This window comes from Enterococcus sp. DIV0774 (assembly GCF_050539095.1).
GTDB classification, from domain to species: Bacteria; Bacillota; Bacilli; order Lactobacillales; family Enterococcaceae; genus Enterococcus; species Enterococcus faecalis.
The window spans coordinates 431427-450752 of the sequence record NZ_CP172923.1; the positions used below are offsets into that span (position 1 = coordinate 431427).

Sequence of the window (19326 nt, forward strand, 5' to 3'; positions counted from 1 at the left end):
CATGGGCGAATTTTTTAGTCAACGTTTGTCACGGCATTTCAAAAAAATGTCCAAGTACTTGCGCTATATTTTAAATGATCATTTTGTTTTAGTCTGTATGTTTTTATTAGGCGGATTAGGTCTGTACTATTCCCAGTTGTTAAAAGAATTACCTCGTGATTTTGTTTGGGGCAGACCGTTAATTCTATTGGGCTGGCTGCTACTCATTCAAGTTGGTAAGTTGGCTACTTTGACAGAAGAGCCAGACAAGGTTTTTTTATTACCAAAAGAAAAACAATTCGCTGCTTATCTGAAACGGGCGCTGCGCTACTCTTTAATTTTACCGATTGTGGTCAGCTTTCTAGGAAGTGGCCTATTGATGCCGTTGATTGTAGTCACAACAGGTTGGTCGTTTCAAACCTTCTTTTTATTTTTGGTCATGCTAGTTTGTATGATTTATACACATCTTAGTTTACAAAGCTATGGGCTCTATCATCTTTCGTCAACCACTTACCGTAGTTGGTGGTTCGTTTGGTTGATCAGTAGTCTCTTGATTATGACGGGGGCCATTTACTGGACGCCTTGGGTTGGTGTGATTGGTGGTATCATTCTGGCCGTTTGTTTATCGAGTATTTGGCAAAATAAGATGAAACAGAGTTTCTTGGATTGGGAAAAAATGATCCAAAAAGAACAAAACAGAATGCATAGAATTTATAAATTCATTCAGCTGTTTACAGATATTCCTGAAGTGAGTAGTACAGTAAAACGTCGTAAATACTTAGATCCTCTCCTCGGAGTAGTCAAAAAAACATCTGAGAACACGTATGCTTACTTATTCATTCGGAGCTTTTTACGAGGTAGCGAATATAGCGGCTTATTGTTTCGTTTGATTTTGGTTGGTGGCGTGCTACTCTTCTTTTTACAAGAATTCTGGATTGCGTTGGTAGTTGCTTTATTGTTTGTTTATTTAATCGGGTTCCAGTTGATTCCCATGTACACGCAATTTGATTATATGGTGATGACACAGCTATATCCAATTTCAATAGAAAAAAAACAAGCAGCAATTCGCCGGTTAATTGGCGGCGCATTGTCTGTTGCGGCCATTATTTTTGGTGGGATTGTCTGCCTTCGTTTAGGCAGTTTGCAAAATAGCTTGCTCATTCTGGGTGCCTTAATTGTAGAAGTTGTGATTTTCACTAAAATGTATGTTCCAATGCGCTTGAATAAGTTATAAAGATGAGAAAACCCAGCAAAATTTACAAAAGAACCACATAGAAGCTTGACGAAGCAAGGTTTGGCGACTAAAATGGTAATTGCTGTAAAAATTGCAATAAAATTGTGTTGAGATAGGAGATAATTTCCATGGAATTTCAGTTGGATAAAGACTGGCGTCTGCAGCCGATAAAGGGCGCAACTGGTCAAACATACATGGGAATAAAAGAAACAGAGAAAGTGTTCATTAAACGAAACACTTCTCCACTTCTTGCAGCATTGTCTAAAGAAGGGTTAGCCCCGAAGATGATTTGGACAAAGCGGACAGCGAATGGCGACGTACTAACAGCCCAAGAATGGCTGGAAGGACGTTTGTTACATGCGGACGAAATTGGCAAACGCAATGACGTGATTGACGTGTTATACCAATTGCATCATTCCAATTTGCTGAAAGACATGTTGAAAAAAATTGGTGGCGAAGTTTGTACCCCGCTAACAATGTTGAAAGAGTATAAGCGTCAACTACCTAAAGAATTAAAACGAAACAGTTATTTAAAAGAAGTAATCACTTATTTATATAATCATTTACCAGAATATCCAGAGACTAGTTATGTAGCTGTCCACGGCGATGTGAATCATCGGAATTGGTTAGTCTCGAATAATTATCTCTATTTAGTAGATTGGGATTCTGTGATGGTCGCGGACCCAGCGGTAGATTTAGGAATGATTTTGAGTCATTATGTCCCTCGTTCCGGTTGGAATCAATGGTTACTATCTTATGGTTTAATCCCGAATGAAAGTACGGTTCAACGAATTTATTGGTATGGTTTATTTAGCTTTTTACAAGAGATTGTTCGTCATCACCAAGAGGGCGAAAGAAGAGCAATGACTGCAGAAATTTTACAATTAAAACGAATGTTTAGTAGTTAAACTAATTCATTTAACATCCACACAGGCTGGCGAATTTCACCAGTCTGTTTTTAAAAGAAAGGAATTTTAAATATGCGTGTAAGAAATAGACCCGGAGCAGCAGAATATATGGCAAAATATCCACAATATGTGGTAGAAGGCCCTGAAAAATGGCAAGGGAAATGGCAAGAACGTTTTGGCAATAATCATCCCATCCACATTGAAATTGGTTCAGGTAAAGGTCGTTTTATTTATGAAATGGCTAAAGCACATCCTGAAATTAATTATATTGGTATCGATATGCAATTAAGTATTTTATCGATTGCATTAGATAAGCTAGTTGCCGAGCCGTTACCTAATCTACAATTATTGCGCGTAGACGGCGAAGCATTAACAGAATATTTTGCTGAAAATGAAGTAGATTTAATCTATTTAAATTTTTCAGATCCTTGGCCAAAGAAAAAACATGAAAAACGTCGTTTAACGTATAAAAACTTTTTAGCGACAGATGAGATTATTTTAAAACCGAATGGAGAAATTCATTTTAAAACGGATAATCAAGGTCTCTTCGAATACTCATTAAGTAGCTTTTCTAAATATGGCATGATTATTGAACGTGTGTGGCTAGATTTGCATAATAGCGAGTTTGAAGGCAACATTATGACAGAATACGAAGAAAAATTTTCTAGTCGTGGTCAACGAATTTATCGAGTAGAAGCACGTTTTGTTGCAAAATAAAAACAAGCATTCCTTTATTTTAAGTGAAGGAATGCTTGTTTTTTATTATTTAAGAAAGCTTAAGTTGTCGTTCTTAAAGCATAGGCATCCAATAAAATTCTTGCCAGAATGGATAACGGTAACCGTGAACGCACTTCATAATCGGGGAAAAAGGAGCCTTCTGATTTGAAGCCTACGAACGGAATTTCAATGTATTTCATTAAACTAGAGTGTTTGCTTGCAGTTAAAAGGATAGTCCCAATTTCTGAGTCGTAACAGTTTTTACCAGCGACAACTAATTCTTGGGTTTCTCCATTTAAGGAAACAAAAAGAGCCACATCCTTTTTTGATAACTTTTTACTAATATTTTTAATAATTTCTGGGTCCGTATGCAGTTCACAGTATTTGCCAGCCAATTGAAACTTAACCATCATTTCCTGAGCAATTAATTCTGAAAAACCTCTAGCAAAGATAATAATCCGTCGAGAAGCTTTGATTTTTTGGATCGCATCTTCGATATTACCAATTTCAATCATGTTAATCGTGCGAGTTACTTCTTCTTCATTCTTTAAAATGGCCGTCCGAATTCCTCGGTCTACTTTTTCTAATGCTGAAAAATTTATATTTTGGTTTTCTTTATCTTTCAAGTGATGCTTGAAGGATGTGAAACCTTCATAGCCTTTCTTTTTCATGGTTCTTACAATCGTCGCAGTTGATACGTTGGCTCGTTCGCTTAATTTTACAATGGAATAATCAGGGATTTCTAAAATATGTGTTTCGATAAAATGCCAGAGATATTGCTCTGACTCACTCAATTTTTGTTCCATAATGACCAGCCCTTCTTTCTTTCACTAAAAAAACATTTATAAGCCTATTTTTAATGAAAAAAAATAAAAAAGCTAGAGAAATTATGAAATTGTAAATGTTTTCTATATTTTTTCGAAAGAATGAAAACCTTTACATGGTATTTTGAGACATAATAAAGAGGAGAAAGGAGGAACTACAGTGACTATTTATACATGTACATTAAATTTAGCCATTGATTTATTTATCGAAACAGAAGAGCTAGTTCCTTTTGTCGTGAATCGCACGAAGGAAGATGATATTCAAGCAAACGGGAAAGGAGTCAATGTTTCCCTAATTTTAAAGATGTTAGGGATTGATAATACCGCTTTGGGAGTCAAAGCTGGTTTCACTGGGAACTATGTCGAGGATTATTTAAAAGAAAAAGAAATAACCACTGATTTTATCGAAGTCGCTGGCACAACGAGAATCAATGTGTTTACAAAAGTTACCCAAGATCAAAAGGAATACAAATTAGTCAATAAAGGACCAAAATTATCTGAAGAACATGTACAACGTTTTTTGAAAAAAATTTCAGAGTTACGTAAAGGGGATTATTTGTGCGTATCAGGAAGTTTACCACAAGGGGTTTCGCCAAGTATTTTGATTGAAATTAGCCGAATTTGTTTTGAAAAGCAGGTGTTCTTAATTTTAGACAGTAGTTATGAAGAAATTTTAGATTGTTTGCCTTATCAACCATTTTTATTGAAACCAAATGAAGAAGAACTTCAAGAGTGGTTTCATACAGAAGTGCAGACTAAGGATGATTACATTTTTTACGGACAAGAATTACTGAAGCGGGGAGCCAAAAATATTTTACTTTCTTTAGGTAGTGAAGGGGCTTTATTTATGAACAATGAAAAGGTTCTTTCAGGTAATTCACCAACTGGAATGGTTGTGAATACAGCTTGTTCAGGGGATGCAATGTTAGGTACCTTTTTAGCTGGTTGGCATCAAGGACTTTCATTGGAAAAAAATTTAAAAAGAAGTATTGCAGCAGGTAGTTCAACAGCATTTCGCAAAGGATTGACAGATTTTTCAGATGTTCAGGAGTTAGAGCAACAAATAAAGATTCAAGAGGAGGAATAAACAGATGGCTACGTATCAATTAATAGCTGCTACAGGTTGTCCGACGGGAATAGCGCACACGTATATGGCACAGGAGGCATTGGAACAAGCGGCGAAACGTAAAGGTATTACGATTAAGGTTGAAACACATGGTCAGATTGGCATAGAAAATGAGTTAACACCTGCAGAAATCCAAGGAGCGGAGGCAGTCATTATTGCCGCCGACAAAGACGTTCAAGCAGAACGTTTTGCTGGGAAACGAATCATTGATGTCCCTGTCAGTGTGGGGATTAAAGAAGCAGATCGCTTAATTGAAGAAGCACTCGCAGGCAAAGGATCGATTGCAGCCGAAAACCAAGCAGTGGACGAACTTGAACAGGAGACACAAATTTCTTCAGGAAATGTTGGACATAGTATTTATAAAAACTTAATGAATGGCGTCTCTCACATGTTGCCGTTTGTAGTAGCAGGCGGCGTTTTAATTGCTCTTTCTTTTGCTATTTGGGGCATTTATTCATTTGATCCAGAAAGTAGTCAGTATAATGCTACCGCTGCTATGTTAAAAAGTATTGGTGATGCCTCAATGGGAATGATGGTGCCAATCTTATCTGCGTATATCGCAGAGGGGATTGCGAAACGACCTGGTTTGGTTGTGGGCTTTGTCGGTGGTTTGATTGCTAACACGGGTGGTACTGGCTTTTTAGGAGGGATATTATCTGGTTTCCTTGCTGGGTATTTCATTCTTTTATTACAAAGAGTATTTAAAGGTTTGCCTAAATCATTAGATGGTTTAAAAGCAATTTTCCTTTATCCAGTCATTGGCGTTGCAGTTATTGGTATCACTATGTCTTTATTAGCAGATCCGATGAAAGCTGTTAATGAAGGAATGATGAGCTTTTTAGCTAGTTTCCAAAACTCCAGTCCGTTGGTTTTAGGAATAATTGTGGGTTGTATGTGTGCCTTTGATATGGGAGGTCCAGTTAATAAAGCGGCCTATGTTACTGGGACGGCACTCTTAGCTCAAGGAAATACTTCTTTTATGGCAGGAGTTTCTGCTGCCTGCATAGCGCCACCTTTAATTACAGGCTTTGCTACATTATTCTTTGGAAAATACTTTGACACAAATGAACGCAATGCGGGGCTAGTGAACTTTATTTTAGGCTCCACACATATTACAGAAGGCGCTATTCCGTTTGCGGCAAAAGACCCATTAAAGGTTTTACCAATTATGATGCTCGGATCTTCAATTGCGGCAGTCCTAACGTATATGTTTGGGGTACAAGTGCCAGCACCTCATGGAGGATTTCTTGTTTTACCAGTTGTTACTCACGCTGTTCAATGGGTTCTGGCAATTTTAGCTGGTTCATTGGTAGGCGGTTTATTGCTAGGTTTTGTACAAAAAAGTAGAATCGCCAAACAAGAGCAATCGTTATCAAAAAAATGAAATAACAGGAATTAGGAGTGGATGGAATGGCTTTTATTAAAGAAAATCATATTTTTTTAAATCAACAGTTACAAACGCAAGAGGATGTTTTTCACTTTTTAGCAAAAAAATCAACAGAATTGGAAGTTGCTCAGGACGCACAGGAAGTTTTCAATAAGCTGAACGAGCGAGAACAAGAAGGAACAACGGGGATGATGAATGGGTTTGCGATACCTCATGCAAAAGCAGTAACGATTCAACAAGCGGCCATTATCATCGTTACCTTGGACCAAGGTGTTGAGTGGCAGAGCCTTGACAACCAATTAACGGAGTTTGTGATTGCGCTGTTTATTCCAGATGCCGAAGCTGGCACGACACATTTGAAATTACTCTCTTCTGTTGCGCGCCTCCTATTAAGAGAAGAAGTTACTTCTGGACTGAAACAAGCAAGTTCGCCAGCTGAAATTGCTACGTTACTAAATAATCAATTAGGAGAGGGAACAGAATGAAAAAAATTAGTGAACAAAAACGTAAACATTTAGAAAATCTGGTAGATGATCAAGGGATTATTGGCGCACTAGCCATTGATCAACGTGGGGCCTTAAAACGCATGATGGGAAAATACAAAGAGGTGACTGCGCAAGAAATCAGTGACTTTAAAGTATTAGTATCTCGTTGCTTAACACCAGAGACTTCAGCAATTTTGTTGGATCCAGAATATGGCCTAGCTGCTGCTGAAAATCGAGCACAGACTTCAGGTTTGTTACTTGCGTATGAAAAAACGGGCTACGATGCTTCGACACCAGGACGGTTACCCGATAGTCTTGATGTTTGGTCGGTTAAGCGTTTAAAAGAAGCGGGCGCAGACGCGTGTAAATTTTTACTTTACTACGATGTTGACGAAAGTGAAGCAATCAATGAACGAAAGAAAGCTTATATAGAACGGATTGGTTCAGAGTGTTTAGCCGAAGAAATTCCATTCTTTTTAGAAATTGTCTCTTATGATGCAAACAATTCGGATAGTGCTTCAAAAGAATACGCTAAAGTAAAACCGCACAAAGTAATTGAAGCGATGAAAGAATTTTCAAAGGATCGCTATAATGTTGATGTTTTAAAAGTAGAAGTCCCTGTGAATATGAATTTTGTAGAAGGTTTTGGCACTGAAAGTCTTTATAGCCAAGATGAAGCGCAGGCTTTTTTCAACATGCAAAGTGAAGCAACACAACTTCCATTTATTTTCTTGAGTGCAGGGGTTAGTGCTACGATGTTTCAGGAAACATTGAAATTTGCAAAAAAAGCAGGTTCCTCGTTTAATGGAGTCTTATGTGGTCGCGCAACTTGGGCAGACGGCGTGCTTCCATTTGTTCAACAAGGTGCTGAAGCAGCCGTTGCGTGGCTTGAAACAACTGGTAAAACAAATGTTGACGAATTAAATCAGGTTTTAAGAGAGAGCGCAGTATCAGTCTTTGAAAAAATCCAGTAATTAAGCTGAAAATACTTACTGAATTTGAACTAATTGGTCATCTGAATTAAATTTTTTCAGAAATCGTCTTCTTTAAGTGAACTCAATGTACGCAAACTCAAAAGATATGATATAATTATTTCGATATCGATGTATGAACACCCAAAAAGTAACAGTGCTTTACTTTATTTGGGGAAAGTTGGGGTATTATGGGAATTCCTAAAGAAGGCGAGTTTGTAACCATTCAGAGTTATAAACATGACGGACATTTACATCGAACGTGGCGTGATACGATGGTACTAAAAACGAGCGAGTATTCTTTAATTGGTGTGAACGATCACACGTTAGTAACGGAATCCGACGGACGTCGGTGGGTGACTCGTGAACCAGCCATTGTTTATTTTCACAAGAAATATTGGTTCAATATAATAGCAATGATTAGAGAAAAGGGGGTTTCGTATTACTGCAATCTGGCTTCGCCATATGTTTTAGATGACGAAGCGTTGAAGTATATTGATTATGATTTAGATATCAAGGTTTTTCCAGATGGTGAAAAACGTTTACTAGACGTTGATGAATATGAATTTCATAGCAAACTAATGGATTATCCAGAAGATATTGACTTCATTTTAAAAGAAAATGTCAAGACTTTAGTGGATTGGATTAATAACGAAAAAGGCCCCTTCTCGCCCGAATATGTAGATATCTGGTATCAACGTTATCAACAGCTATCAAAAAAATAGCCGATGTAAACAGCCCACAAAAGGAGCTTGGAGCATTAGCCAAAATGGCTAATGCTCCAAGCTCTAAATTTTCCGATTTAATTGGTGTTATAGTTCTTTATTCATTTCGTAGTGTTCAATGCCAGCATCCATAAAAGGTGCTCCTGTTTTTTGATAACCTAAACGTTCATAGAAGCCTACAGCGGTGACTTGTGCTCCTAGAGTAATCTTGTGGTAGCCTTGTTCTTTGGCAAAATTTTCCGCCGCTTCCATAATCACTCGTCCATAGTCGGCGCCACGGTAAGCTTTTTCAACGGCCATTCGTTGTAATTTCATAACGCCATTTTCTAGTGGAAGCAAGCGACAAGTTGCGACAGCTACATGATCCGTGTACAAAACAAAGTGAATACAATGTGCTTCATATTCATCGATTTCCATCTCTTCTGGTACCCCTTGTTCCGCTACGAATACGCGTTGACGAAGCCGGACAGCATCTAAATAAAGATCACTCATGGTATCTTTTGTTTGAGCTACATGCATAGAAAAACCCCCAAGTTCAGAATCTGTTTCTATTTTATTATACCACGAAAAAGTTCTAGCAATGAAGTATTCTCAATGACTGAGGGGGGAAGGTGTGATAAAATAAAACAGCAACAATTGAATAAAAATAAAGGAGGAGCCGCTGTGATTAATCGATTTAAAGAATCGAAATTATTTTTCTGGTCAGTTGAATTACTTGTCGTGGCCATGCTATTATTTATTGCTTCGAAAATTAATTTCTTATTTGCACCGATTGGGACATTCTTTTCAACGTTGTTTGCCCCAGTCTTAGTAGCAGGCTTTTTGTATTATTTACTAAATCCTGTGGTCAATCTACTAATGAAGACGAAAATGAAACGAATTTATGCCGTCTTACTGGTATTTTTATTACTAATCATCGCATTAGTTCTGATCTTATTAACAATTATCCCTAAGTTGGCAGATCAGCTAGCTAGTTTAGCATCAAGTATGCCGGATTTCTTTAAACAAGTGGAGACCTGGATTTATGAGATTGCGGAGTTACCTATTTTTAAACAAATTGATTTAACAAGCTATATTGAAAAAATGGATATTTCTTATGCAAATATTATCCAACAATTTTTAAGTAGTTTATCAAGTAGCTTAGGTTCAATCGTATCAACGGTGGCGTCAACCACCATTGTTTTGGTCACTGCGCCATTTATTTTATTTTATATGTTAAAAGATGGAGATAAGCTAGTACCAGCGATCCAACGCTTTTTACCTGAGAAAAGAAAAGATGATATTGTGGATCTTTTAGGACAATTGAACCAAACCTTATCCAGTTATATTAGCGGACAAGCGATTGAATGTTTATTTGTCGGTACATTTACGATTATTGGGTATTCATTGCTTGGCGTTCGTTATGCCTTTTTATTTGGTGTCATTGCCGGCTTTACGAATTTGATTCCCTATCTAGGCCCTTATCTAGGATTAGCGCCCGCTGTCTTAGTGACCATCTTTAATGAACCCGTCAAAGCAGCCTTATGTTGTTTAGTGGTGCTAGTGGTTCAGCAATTGGACGGAAATATTATTTATCCAAACGTTATCGGAAAATCTCTAAAAATCCATCCGTTAACGATTATTTTAATTTTATTGGTAGCAGGAAATTTAGCAGGTTTGCTAGGTATTTTCCTCGGCGTCCCATTTTACGCAATCTGCCGGACCATTATCTACTATGTTATTGATATGGTCAAAGCGGGTCGTAGTGAAAAAGTTACCAATGCCGTTCTTTTAGGGAATGAAACAAATACGAAAGAAAATAACGGTTAATGATTGAATCCGCTAATCTTTCGTGCTATGATTTTATGGATTAGGATAGAAAATAACCTGTCATAATACTGATTGTGTCTGTTTCTAAGCCTAACCATAAAAAGAGGAAGAACGTTAAAAGAGTACGAAAGTACAGCCTCGGAATTATCAACAATTAAGGAGAGAGAGAACATTATGAATAATGCTGACCCTGAGAGTCAGTCGCTAATTGCGCAACTTCTATTATTAGTCGTGTTGACGTTTATCAATGCCTTTTTGGCAGCGGCGGAAATTGCAGTCGTATCTGTTAACAAGAATCGTGTGGAACAAAAAGCGGAAGACGGCGACGCAAAAGCTCAAAAATTGCTTAAGGTATTGCAAGACCCCAATAACTTTTTATCCACAATCCAAGTAGGGATTACTTTGGTTAATATCCTATCTGGTGCTTCATTAGCAGAGACTTTATCTAGTCGTTTGGCCCCTGTATTAGGTGGCGGCGCCGCAGCTAAGAGTCTTGCCAGTATCATTATCTTAGCATTGTTAACGTACGTTTCTATTGTATTTGGTGAATTATACCCTAAACGAATTGCTATGAATAAATCAGAAGAAGTCGCTCAATTGACTTCTGGTGCAGTCCGCTTTTTAGGAGTTATCGCGCGTCCCTTCGTTTGGTTGCTATCGGCTTCGACCGATTTATTATCCAAAATCACACCAATGACTTTCGATGATGCCGATTCGAAGATGACACGAGATGAAATGCGCTATATGCTTGAAACAGAAGGTGTTTTGGAAAACGAAGAACTAGAAATGCTACAAGGTGTCTTTTCATTAGATACAAAAGTGGCACGAGAAGTAATGGTTCCTCGGACAGACGCATTCATGGTTGACATCCAAGATGATGTCCAAGAAAACATCAATTTAATTTTAGGAGAAAATTATTCTCGGATTCCTGTTTATAGTGAAGACAAAGATAAAATTGTTGGTATTTTACATACCAAAACGTTACTAAAAGCTGCACGTAATTTAGGCTTTGAAAACATTGAATTAGGCGCGATCATCCAAGAACCATTATTTGTCCCAGAAACCATTTTTATTGATGATTTACTTTATGAGTTAAAACGAACACAAAACCAAATGGCGATTTTACTAGATGAATATGGCGGTGTTGTCGGTTTAGCAACACTGGAAGATTTACTAGAAGAAATCGTTGGTGAAATTGACGATGAAACAGATGAAGTAGAAAATTTATATACACAAGTGGCCGACAATGAATATTTGGTTCAAGGACGCATGTTAATTGACGAATTTAATGAAGTATTTGAAACAGATTTACACATGAGCGATGTTGATACAATGGCAGGTTACTTAATTACAGCATTAGGAACCATTCCTGATGAAGGGGAAAAACCTTCTTTTGAAGTGGGCAATATTAAGTTAACTGCTGAAGAAATGGAAGGCACACGTTTGCTAGTCTTACGCGTTCATTTCTACGATGAAGAAACTGTCGATGAAGAACCAGAAGAAAATCGTCGTTTTTTCCGTAAAGAAATGGAAGATGACGAACCAAGACGTTAAAAATAACCTGTGACATCAGTCGTTTTGACTAATGTCGCAGGTTTTCCTTTTAAAAAACAGCCAACAGCAGCTCTTTATTCTCAAGGCTTGACATGATATACTAGCAAAGGTTAATCAAAAATTATGCTGAAGAAAATAAATAAATAAACATCACAAGTGATAAGGAGAATTTTATGACGATCAATCAAAAAGAAGCAGTCGATAGTCGCCGTACGTTTGCGATTATTTCCCATCCGGATGCTGGGAAAACAACGATTACTGAACAATTACTATTATTTGGGGGCGCCATCCGCCAAGCTGGAACCGTCAAAGGGAAAAAAACAGGGAACTTTGCCAAATCTGACTGGATGGAAATTGAAAAACAACGGGGAATTTCGGTAACGAGTTCTGTGATGCAATTTGACTATCAAGATAAACGGATTAATATCTTGGACACCCCAGGGCATGAGGATTTCTCAGAGGATACGTATCGGACATTGATGGCCGTAGATAGTGCTGTGATGGTTATTGACAGTGCCAAAGGGATTGAAGCACAAACGAAAAAACTTTTCCAAGTTGTTAAAAAACGTGGTATTCCAATTTTTACTTTTATTAACAAATTGGACCGTGACGGACGGGAACCATTGGAACTTTTAGAAGAATTGGAAGAACTATTGGATATTGAATCTTATCCAATGAACTGGCCAATTGGTATGGGAAAAGGCCTAGAAGGTCTATACGATATTTATAATGAACGTGTGGAATTATATCGTCCAGAAAATAATGGCGGGGAGCGTTTTATTCCTTTAAAAGATGGCGATATCCCAAGCGATTTACCATTGCGCAATAACAGCGTTTATCAACAAGTGTTGGAAGATGTTGAGTTATTGGTAGAAGCAGGCGATGAATTTAGCGAGGAAAAAATCGCTCGTGGTGATCAAACGCCAGTATTCTTCGGTTCTGCTTTGACAAACTTTGGGGTTCAAACATTTTTAGAAACCTTCTTACAATTTGCGCCTGCGCCACATGCGCATAAAACAGAAGAGGGTGGCGAAGTAAGTCCTTATGAAAAAGAATTTTCAGGCTTTGTCTTTAAAATTCAAGCGAATATGAACCCAGCCCATCGTGATCGAATTGCCTTTGTTCGAATTTGTTCAGGTGTTTTTGAAAGAGGCATGGACGTGACTTTAGGTAGAACAGGCAAAAAAGTCAAATTAAGTAACGTGACACAATTTATGGCGGATGCCCGCGAAAACGTCACAGAAGCTGTTGCAGGCGATATTATCGGCGTGTATGACACAGGAAATTACCAAATTGGCGATACTTTATATGAAGGGAAAATGAATGTTCAATATGAAGAGTTGCCGTCATTTACCCCTGAATTATTCATGAAAGTGACTGCCAAAAACGTGATGAAACAAAAATCTTTCCATAAAGGAATTTACCAACTGGTTCAAGAAGGAGCCATTCAATTATACAAAACATATTTAACAGAAGAATATATCATTGGCGCAGTAGGTCAATTGCAGTTTGAAGTTTTCCAATACCGAATGTCTAATGAATACAATGCTGAAGTAGTAATGACGCCAATGGGTTCTAAAATTGCCCGCTGGATTAATCCAGAAGATTTAGATGAACGCATGAGCTCTAGCCGAAACATTTTGGCACGGGACCGTTTCGACCAACCATTGTTCTTATTTGAAAACCAATTTGCGGAACGCTGGTTTGCGGATAAATATCCAGATGTTGAACTGAAAAGTTTGATGTAAAATTAATTTGTAATCAATCAGTAGCTGAATCTTTAGAAGATTGAAGCTCGGCGCAATCATTCTCAAGATGATTGCGCTGAGCTTTTTCTTCTTATAAGGTATTAAAGCAGGCGTGATTGTTTTTTTTGAGATAGAATACTTACTATAACGAACCTATCAAGGAGTGGACAAGAACATGAATTTTTATGGCATCGAGTATTTAAAAAGCCAATCTAATTTAAATGATTACTTAAAGTATTTTTTTATTTTTGCTTTGTTAATCGGGCTAGTCATTGTGTTTAGTTTTTATGTGCGACATCAAATTCAAACGAAATATCGTGAATTAAGTATTATTATTTTTTTATCATTATTATTTGTTTTAGGGGTTCAATATTCCAATTATCAACTGAACCAAAATCAGCATTCACAATCTTCGCAAATGGTACATTTTGTCGAACAAGTGGCACAGGAAAAAAAGGTTTCTCCAGAAAAAGTTTATGTCAATGGTACACAATTGGCTGACGGAACCATAGTTAAAATTGACGAAGTGTTTTATAAAATGAGTTTAAGTACGGATCAGCAGTCTTATACGTTACAAGAAACGTATTTATTAACACCAACAATTGAAATCATAAAGTAAAGTGAGGGAAAATTAATGCAGTTTTATAGTCCAATTATTATTAAATTTGCTTTAGGTATTATTTGTTTAATTGTCCAAATTAATTTGATGGGAAAAGGCAATTTGGCGCCCACATCGGCTATGGACCAAGTGCAAAACTATGTATTGGGGGGCATTATTGGTGGTGTTATTTATAATGATTCAATTACGGTGCTCCAATTTGTATTAGTGTTAATTTTGTGGACATTATTAGTCTTAATTTTAAAATTTGCAAAAGAACACAATCGCTATGTGAAGCAAATTGTGGATGGTAAACCCATTACTTTAATCAAGGATGGACAGGTTGTGGTGAAGGAATGTTTGAAAAATGGTATTTCTGCAAATGATCTAATGTTTAAATTACGAGCAAATGGTATTTATGAAGTCCAGCTTGTTAAACGGGCGGTTTTAGAACAAAATGGTCAATTAACAATCGTCGAATATGGCGATGAAAGTATTCGTTATCCGATTATTGTGGACGGTCAAGCCAACATGGATGTCCTAGAGTTAATCAAAAAAGATGAGCACTGGCTGTTAACGCAAATCCAAGAACAAGGCTTCCAAAGATTACAGGAAATCTATCTAGGTGAATATTTATCTGGACAGTTAAGTTTATCGCCATATGAAGAAAAAACGATTTCTTAGCTATACTTTTCATCCTACTTATATTAAAATAAAATGGTAATTCAATGAGTTTTAAAAGGAGGAAAAATGAAAACTAAAAAGATAGTTGTCGGGTTATTTTGTTCAATGATTATTTTAATGGGGTGCCAACCAGATCAACGAACTGAAAAAATGAAAGAAAGTACTGAAGCAGAAGCAGTCCAAGTAACGAGTGGTGCCTCGGCAGCCACTAATGCCACTTCTGTAAAGCAGGAGGAGCAGACAAACACGAATGATCAACCGAAGGAGAGTGCTGCCAAAGTGAGTTATGAGCGTAATGGACATACCTTTGAAGTTGATGCTGTTTCTGGCGCTACAGTAGAAGCTAATAATGGACAATCAGGAATTAGTCCAGAAGAAAAAGCCCAGAAGATGTATTGGTCAGGTCGTCCAGAAATCGGAGAAGTTCAAGGGGATTATTATCATCATGAAGTCGTGTTTGATGGCGGCTATACGGCTTTAATTGATGTCGTTGTTAAGGATCAACAAATTCAGTTAGTGGAATTTGATGAACGTGGACCTAAAAACTATTATTCTGAAGAATGGGCAGGAGTGACAAAACGTTTATCCGGCTATGCAAATTTTCAAGCGAACAACGCCCGAACTGATCAATCGTTAGTGACCGTTGTTAATACGATGACTTTTCTAGAAAATCAAATGGTTGCTGAAAATCGCCTAGATGGCGCATTCCAGACAGCCAAAGGTCAATCCAATAGCGCTAATAATGGTTATCTTCCTGCTGCTAGGGCTTTAGCCAAGGAAATCAAAGAACCTTCAAAAGAACATTATACAAGTCTAACAGAAGATTTTGGGGAGGGGCTTTCTGGACGTTTAACGGTTATTACGTTAAAAGATTCAGGGAAAATAACCGATCTTCGTTATGATGAATATTTTGCAGATACAGAAGAAGAGATTAAAGACGCAAAACTGAAGGCTTATTCTCGCCAATCAAAATATTTTTCTAAAGATTATGCTCAAAAATCGGGGGAAAATTTCAAAAAAGAAGTAGATGACTTAAGAAAAAAAGCAATCGAGGAAAATAAATTAGTCAGTCCGACAAATGAGGAAGCCTGGTCGGAAAATTATCAAAGTCTTGTAAAAAAAATAACGTCACAATAAATTGAAAAAACTGCCGAAGTGGGGAAACTTCGGCAGTTTTTTTTAGTTTTCCATGAGGGAAACTTTTAATGGAACAGACACTTCGGTCACATGGTTTAACTCAATGATAGAAATTTCATCTGGGTCATAAGCCTCTTTAGGTAATCGTTTTAACAGTTTTGCTAAAATTTCTTTTACTTCTGTCGGACGAATGCGACGATTTTTATTCATAATCAGAACTTCCACATGGTGAGCTGCTTCTGAATAGACAGCGGTCGTGTTTCCTGCTGAGTAGACTTTTACAAAGTAAGCATCCGTGTTTTCCAATTGTTTATTTACTAATTGTTTGTAGCTATTGGTCACATTCACTAATTTCATTTTATCACCTCATTATAGTTGTGTGCTGCAAAAGAGCGTTTCCAATTATGTACAGGAGTTCCAGATTGAATTTTTTCTATGAGGAACAAGTATACGAATATCTTTCTTCTATTATAGTTTTTTTTGATGAAAATAAAAAGTGAAAAGCATAAAAAAATCCGCACGCATTGTTATTAATGCGTGTGGATTTTTGATTATTCTGCTTGGTCAGATGTTGAAGTTTCTGTTTTAGTCACTTCTTGTGCGCCAGTTACGATAATTTTACCTTCGTTATCTAACGCTGCGACTAATTGATGATTTTCAGGATGATCTAGATAGTATTCAGCAATGCCGTCTTCAATTTGTTCTTGAATTGTTCGACGTAAAGGACGAGCGCCCATTGCAGGATCATAACCTAAATCAACGAGTTTTTCTTTGACTTCTGTTGGAACCTCAATGTGTAATTTTTGTTTAGCTAATAAGCCATTTACTTCTTCTAACATCAAGCTGACAATGTTCATCAGGTTTTCTTTGCTTAATGCTTTGAATTCGATAATACCATCGAAACGGTTAAGGAATTCGGGGGTGAAGAAGTTGTTCAATTGACCTAAAACAGATTTAGTCACACCTTCACGGGCAGCGCCAAAGCCAACGTTGGCTTCCACAGCTCCTGTTCCAGCATTACTTGTCATGATAATGATGGTGTCTTTAAAGCTGACCGTACGACCTTGTGCATCTGTTAAACGACCATCGTCGAGAATTTGTAAAAACATGTGTAAAACATCAGGATGCGCTTTTTCAATTTCATCCAATAAAATTAAACTATAAGGATTACGACGGACTTTTTCTGTGAGTTGTCCAGCTTCGTCATAACCAACATAGCCTGGAGGAGAACCAATCAGTTTAGAAACACTGTGTTTTTCCATATACTCACTCATATCAAAACGAACCATCGAATCTTCTGAACCGAATAGCTCAAAGGCTAATTGTTTTGCTAATTCTGTTTTACCAACGCCTGTTGGCCCTACAAATAAGAAGGAACCAATTGGGCGGTTTTGTTTGCCTAGGCCTACACGATTGCGACGAATCGCTTTAGCTACTTTATCGACGGCATCATCTTGTCCGACAACATGAGCTTTTAAGTCAACAGCTAAATTTTTCAATTGGGTTTGTTCTTTTTCTTTTAAGTCACCGACAGGAATGCCAGTTTTTTGTTCCACAATGGCTTCAATATCTTTTTCAGTGATGACGGGTGTTTCTTCATCGCTGATTTGTTTTTCTTTCATTGCTTGTAATTTATTGATTTGATCACGATAATAAGCCGCTTTTTCAAAATCTTCTTCTGCGGAAGCTTGTTGTTTTTGTTGTTCCGCTTCTGCTAATTTTTTATCAATTGTTTTTGGATCGACGAGTTGGATAGTTAGATTCATTTTTGAACCAGATTCATCTAACAAGTCAATCGCTTTATCTGGTAAAAAGCGATCTTGAATGTAACGATTGGATAAGTTTGCTGCTGCGTTAATCGCTTCATCTGTATATTTAACATGATGATAATCTTCATAACGTTTTTGCAAACCATGTAAAATCGTTATGGTTTCGGCAACGGTTGGCTCATCTACTTGGACTGGTTGCATCCGACGTTCTAAGGCAGCATCTTTTTCAATAATACGGTACTCATTTAAAGTTGTGGCACCGACTAATTGTAATTCACCACGTGCTAAGGCTGGTTTTAAAATATTGCCAGCATCCATATTGCCATCACCAGCAGCACCAGCACCCACAATTTCATGGACTTCATCAATAAATAAAATGACATTTTCAGCTTCAGTGATTTCTTCAATCAATTTTTGCATCCGTTCTTCAAATTGTCCGCGAATACCAGTTCCTTGAACAAGTGAAACCACATCTAAACGAATGACTTCTTTGTCCAATAATTTTTGGGGCACATCGCCATCGACAATTTTTTGGGCTAAACCTTCGACAACGGCTGTTTTACCAACACCTGGTTCACCGATTAAAACGGGGTTGTTTTTTGTACGGCGATTTAAGATTTCAATGACACGCTTAATTTCTTGGTCACGTCCTACCACAGGATCGATATCTCCTTGGCGTGCCGCTTCGGTGATGTTAATCCCATACTCGCCTAGCAAACCTTGACCAGCGCCAGCACCTCCGCGAGGGGGTTGACCTCCATTACCACCATCACCAAATTGAGTGGGTGGTGTTTGTTGTTCATAAGGATTCCCTTGTTGCATTTGGCGAGAAAGAGAACGATATAAATCGTCTAAACTCCCAAAGCCAAAAGGGTCTTGTCCCATATTTTGAGGGGAATTATTTGCTTGATTTTTTAATTTTTGATAGCAGCTTTGGCAATAGTCCAGTTGTTTTCTTTGACCATTCACATTTGCATATAAATGAATTGTTGCTTCATTTTGTTGACAATTTTGACAAATCATTGAATGAAACACATCCTTTCAAAATAACTGAGGCCAGAAAAATAGTTGTTTGCTCTATTATTTCTAGTAAACAGACCATTTTTCCTCAAACCAGCCAAGTACTAGATAGCAAGAATAAATTCTGTCTATAAAACCACTTGACCATTTTTGACCTTTGAAGTTATTATAGCATTTTTTGTAAGAGAATCAAGTAAAAGACCTTGTTTAAAAAAAGGCAAAGATTCGATTTTTTTACAGACAATTGCGCCATTTTCAAGTAAACTATAAGAGTTGATATTTAAGAGAAAGAGTGGTGAAATCAATGGCTGAAAATCCTTTTGTAGAAAAAATTGCTTCATTAAAAGCTGGAGAAATCTCTGAATTAATCGTGGAGCAAAATGAATTTTTCCAATTTCGTGATGCTTGGATTTCTTTGCCTGACCGCGCGGAAATTGTTGGAGAAGCGGGGTTAAATGGACGAATCATTTATCGTTACCAAAAAGAGGAAGAATAGTCAGTGCAAAACATCACGAAATTTAAGCAAAAAGTGTTGTGTAAGATAGAAAAAAATGGTAATCTTAGAAACTGAAAGGGTCTTTTTTCGAGTAGACGTTTGATTTTAGCGTATCAAGAAAGGAAAACCCTAACATAAAAATTTTTTATTTACGA

At 37.3% G+C, this 19326-nt stretch carries 19 protein-coding genes; 15 read left to right on the forward strand and 4 right to left on the reverse strand.

Translation table 11 applies throughout. The annotated features are described in order from the left end of the window. The first annotated feature begins 1 nt into the window (after position 1). The 3 genes from IGL86_RS02195 to trmB all read left to right on the forward strand — a co-directional run bounded on the left by IGL86_RS02195 (position 2) and on the right by trmB (position 2838). Complete coding sequence (locus IGL86_RS02195) at positions 2-1213, forward strand: ABC transporter permease (protein ID WP_010828555.1); 1212 nt, start codon at positions 2-4, stop codon at positions 1211-1213. Positions 1214-1341: 128 nt separating this feature from the next. Beyond that, positions 1342-2121, forward strand: a complete 780-nt coding sequence (locus tag IGL86_RS02200; protein ID WP_002355531.1) for a phosphotransferase family protein — start codon at positions 1342-1344, stop codon at positions 2119-2121. Between the two features lie 72 nt (positions 2122-2193). Next, a complete protein-coding gene (gene trmB / locus IGL86_RS02205) occupies positions 2194-2838 on the forward strand; it encodes a tRNA (guanosine(46)-N7)-methyltransferase TrmB (RefSeq protein WP_002355532.1) in 645 nt (214 codons plus the stop codon). A gap of 59 nt (positions 2839-2897) precedes the next feature. Here the strand turns inward: trmB and IGL86_RS02210 are convergent, their stop codons facing one another. Next, positions 2898-3644 carry a MurR/RpiR family transcriptional regulator gene (locus tag IGL86_RS02210; protein ID WP_002363162.1) on the reverse strand — a complete coding sequence of 249 codons (747 nt, stop codon included), beginning with the start codon at positions 3642-3644 and terminating at the stop codon, positions 2898-2900. 178 nt (positions 3645-3822) lie between these two features. Between IGL86_RS02210 and pfkB the strand changes: the two genes are divergently transcribed. The 5 genes from pfkB (at position 3823) to bph (ending at position 8356) form a co-directional block, all read left to right on the forward strand. Next, complete coding sequence (pfkB, locus tag IGL86_RS02215) at positions 3823-4749, forward strand: 1-phosphofructokinase (RefSeq protein WP_002355534.1); 927 nt, start codon at positions 3823-3825, stop codon at positions 4747-4749. A 4-nt stretch (positions 4750-4753) separates the two neighbouring features. Continuing rightward, positions 4754-6172 carry a PTS fructose transporter subunit IIC gene (locus tag IGL86_RS02220; RefSeq protein ID WP_002355535.1) on the forward strand — a complete coding sequence of 473 codons (1419 nt, stop codon included), beginning with the start codon at positions 4754-4756 and terminating at the stop codon, positions 6170-6172. A gap of 26 nt (positions 6173-6198) precedes the next feature. Continuing rightward, positions 6199-6660 (forward strand): fructose PTS transporter subunit IIA, encoded by a 462-nt coding sequence (locus IGL86_RS02225; RefSeq protein WP_010775587.1) that lies wholly within the window; start codon positions 6199-6201, stop codon positions 6658-6660. After that, positions 6657-7634, forward strand: coding sequence for a tagatose-bisphosphate aldolase (lacD, locus tag IGL86_RS02230; RefSeq protein ID WP_002375930.1), 978 nt, complete (start codon positions 6657-6659; stop codon positions 7632-7634). Before IGL86_RS02225 ends, lacD begins: the two co-directional genes overlap by 4 nt. Before the next feature lie 188 nt (positions 7635-7822). After that, complete coding sequence (bph, locus tag IGL86_RS02235; RefSeq protein WP_002355538.1) at positions 7823-8356, forward strand: biofilm phosphatase Bph; 534 nt, start codon at positions 7823-7825, stop codon at positions 8354-8356. An 87-nt stretch (positions 8357-8443) separates the two neighbouring features. On the opposite strand, the gene IGL86_RS02240 is transcribed toward bph, so the two are convergent. Beyond that, a complete protein-coding gene (locus IGL86_RS02240) occupies positions 8444-8875 on the reverse strand; it encodes a GNAT family N-acetyltransferase (RefSeq protein ID WP_002373345.1) in 432 nt (143 codons plus the stop codon). A gap of 75 nt (positions 8876-8950) precedes the next feature. Between IGL86_RS02240 and IGL86_RS02245 the strand changes: the two genes are divergently transcribed. From IGL86_RS02245 to IGL86_RS02270, 6 genes are all read left to right on the forward strand, one after another. Continuing rightward, a complete protein-coding gene (locus IGL86_RS02245) occupies positions 8951-10165 on the forward strand; it encodes an AI-2E family transporter (protein ID WP_002384914.1) in 1215 nt (404 codons plus the stop codon). 174 nt (positions 10166-10339) lie between these two features. Next, positions 10340-11719, forward strand: coding sequence for a hemolysin family protein (locus IGL86_RS02250; protein WP_002363168.1), 1380 nt, complete (start codon positions 10340-10342; stop codon positions 11717-11719). Between the two features lie 173 nt (positions 11720-11892). After that, positions 11893-13467, forward strand: coding sequence for a peptide chain release factor 3 (locus tag IGL86_RS02255; RefSeq protein WP_002375932.1), 1575 nt, complete (start codon positions 11893-11895; stop codon positions 13465-13467). Positions 13468-13642: 175 nt separating this feature from the next. After that, positions 13643-14086, forward strand: coding sequence for a DUF3290 domain-containing protein (locus IGL86_RS02260; RefSeq protein WP_002355544.1), 444 nt, complete (start codon positions 13643-13645; stop codon positions 14084-14086). A gap of 15 nt (positions 14087-14101) precedes the next feature. Further along, the gene (locus tag IGL86_RS02265) at positions 14102-14749 is read left to right on the forward strand and encodes a DUF421 domain-containing protein (protein WP_002355545.1); all 648 of its coding nucleotides are present in this window, start codon (positions 14102-14104) and stop codon (positions 14747-14749) included. A gap of 66 nt (positions 14750-14815) precedes the next feature. Further along, positions 14816-15886 carry a hypothetical protein gene (locus tag IGL86_RS02270; protein WP_002375935.1) on the forward strand — a complete coding sequence of 357 codons (1071 nt, stop codon included), beginning with the start codon at positions 14816-14818 and terminating at the stop codon, positions 15884-15886. A 42-nt stretch (positions 15887-15928) separates the two neighbouring features. Here IGL86_RS02270 and IGL86_RS02275 read toward each other — a convergent pair whose 3' ends face one another. Together IGL86_RS02275 and IGL86_RS02280 are read right to left on the reverse strand one after the other, a co-directional pair. Continuing rightward, complete coding sequence (locus IGL86_RS02275) at positions 15929-16243, reverse strand: DUF1827 family protein (RefSeq protein WP_002355547.1); 315 nt, start codon at positions 16241-16243, stop codon at positions 15929-15931. A 194-nt stretch (positions 16244-16437) separates the two neighbouring features. Next, the gene (locus tag IGL86_RS02280; protein ID WP_002386935.1) at positions 16438-18678 is read right to left on the reverse strand and encodes an ATP-dependent Clp protease ATP-binding subunit; all 2241 of its coding nucleotides are present in this window, start codon (positions 18676-18678) and stop codon (positions 16438-16440) included. 301 nt (positions 18679-18979) lie between these two features. On the opposite strand from IGL86_RS02280, the gene IGL86_RS02285 reads away from it, so the two are divergent. Continuing rightward, on the forward strand, positions 18980-19171 hold the full coding sequence (locus tag IGL86_RS02285) for a hypothetical protein (protein ID WP_002366170.1): 192 nt from the start codon (positions 18980-18982) through the stop codon (positions 19169-19171). Positions 19172-19326: the final 155 nt, after the last annotated feature.

Coding starts and splice junctions, on each gene's coding strand:
- IGL86_RS02200 (WP_002355531.1), top strand. CDS start 1,342: ATGGAATTTCAGTTGGATAAAGACTGGCGTCTGCAGCCGATAAAGGGC.
- IGL86_RS02275 (WP_002355547.1), bottom strand. CDS start 16,243: ATGAAATTAGTGAATGTGACCAATAGCTACAAACAATTAGTAAATAAA.
- IGL86_RS02220 (WP_002355535.1), top strand. CDS start 4,754: ATGGCTACGTATCAATTAATAGCTGCTACAGGTTGTCCGACGGGAATA.
- IGL86_RS02250 (WP_002363168.1), top strand. CDS start 10,340: ATGAATAATGCTGACCCTGAGAGTCAGTCGCTAATTGCGCAACTTCTA.
- IGL86_RS02270 (WP_002375935.1), top strand. CDS start 14,816: ATGAAAACTAAAAAGATAGTTGTCGGGTTATTTTGTTCAATGATTATT.
- trmB (WP_002355532.1), top strand. CDS start 2,194: ATGCGTGTAAGAAATAGACCCGGAGCAGCAGAATATATGGCAAAATAT.
- bph (WP_002355538.1), top strand. CDS start 7,823: ATGGGAATTCCTAAAGAAGGCGAGTTTGTAACCATTCAGAGTTATAAA.
- IGL86_RS02260 (WP_002355544.1), top strand. CDS start 13,643: ATGAATTTTTATGGCATCGAGTATTTAAAAAGCCAATCTAATTTAAAT.
- IGL86_RS02245 (WP_002384914.1), top strand. CDS start 8,951: ATGACTGAGGGGGGAAGGTGTGATAAAATAAAACAGCAACAATTGAAT.
- IGL86_RS02210 (WP_002363162.1), bottom strand. CDS start 3,644: ATGGAACAAAAATTGAGTGAGTCAGAGCAATATCTCTGGCATTTTATC.
- IGL86_RS02195 (WP_010828555.1), top strand. CDS start 2: ATGGGCGAATTTTTTAGTCAACGTTTGTCACGGCATTTCAAAAAAATG.
- IGL86_RS02225 (WP_010775587.1), top strand. CDS start 6,199: ATGGCTTTTATTAAAGAAAATCATATTTTTTTAAATCAACAGTTACAA.
- IGL86_RS02265 (WP_002355545.1), top strand. CDS start 14,102: ATGCAGTTTTATAGTCCAATTATTATTAAATTTGCTTTAGGTATTATT.
- IGL86_RS02285 (WP_002366170.1), top strand. CDS start 18,980: ATGGCTGAAAATCCTTTTGTAGAAAAAATTGCTTCATTAAAAGCTGGA.
- IGL86_RS02280 (WP_002386935.1), bottom strand. CDS start 18,678: ATGATTTGTCAAAATTGTCAACAAAATGAAGCAACAATTCATTTATAT.
- IGL86_RS02240 (WP_002373345.1), bottom strand. CDS start 8,875: ATGCATGTAGCTCAAACAAAAGATACCATGAGTGATCTTTATTTAGAT.
- IGL86_RS02255 (WP_002375932.1), top strand. CDS start 11,893: ATGACGATCAATCAAAAAGAAGCAGTCGATAGTCGCCGTACGTTTGCG.
- lacD (WP_002375930.1), top strand. CDS start 6,657: ATGAAAAAAATTAGTGAACAAAAACGTAAACATTTAGAAAATCTGGTA.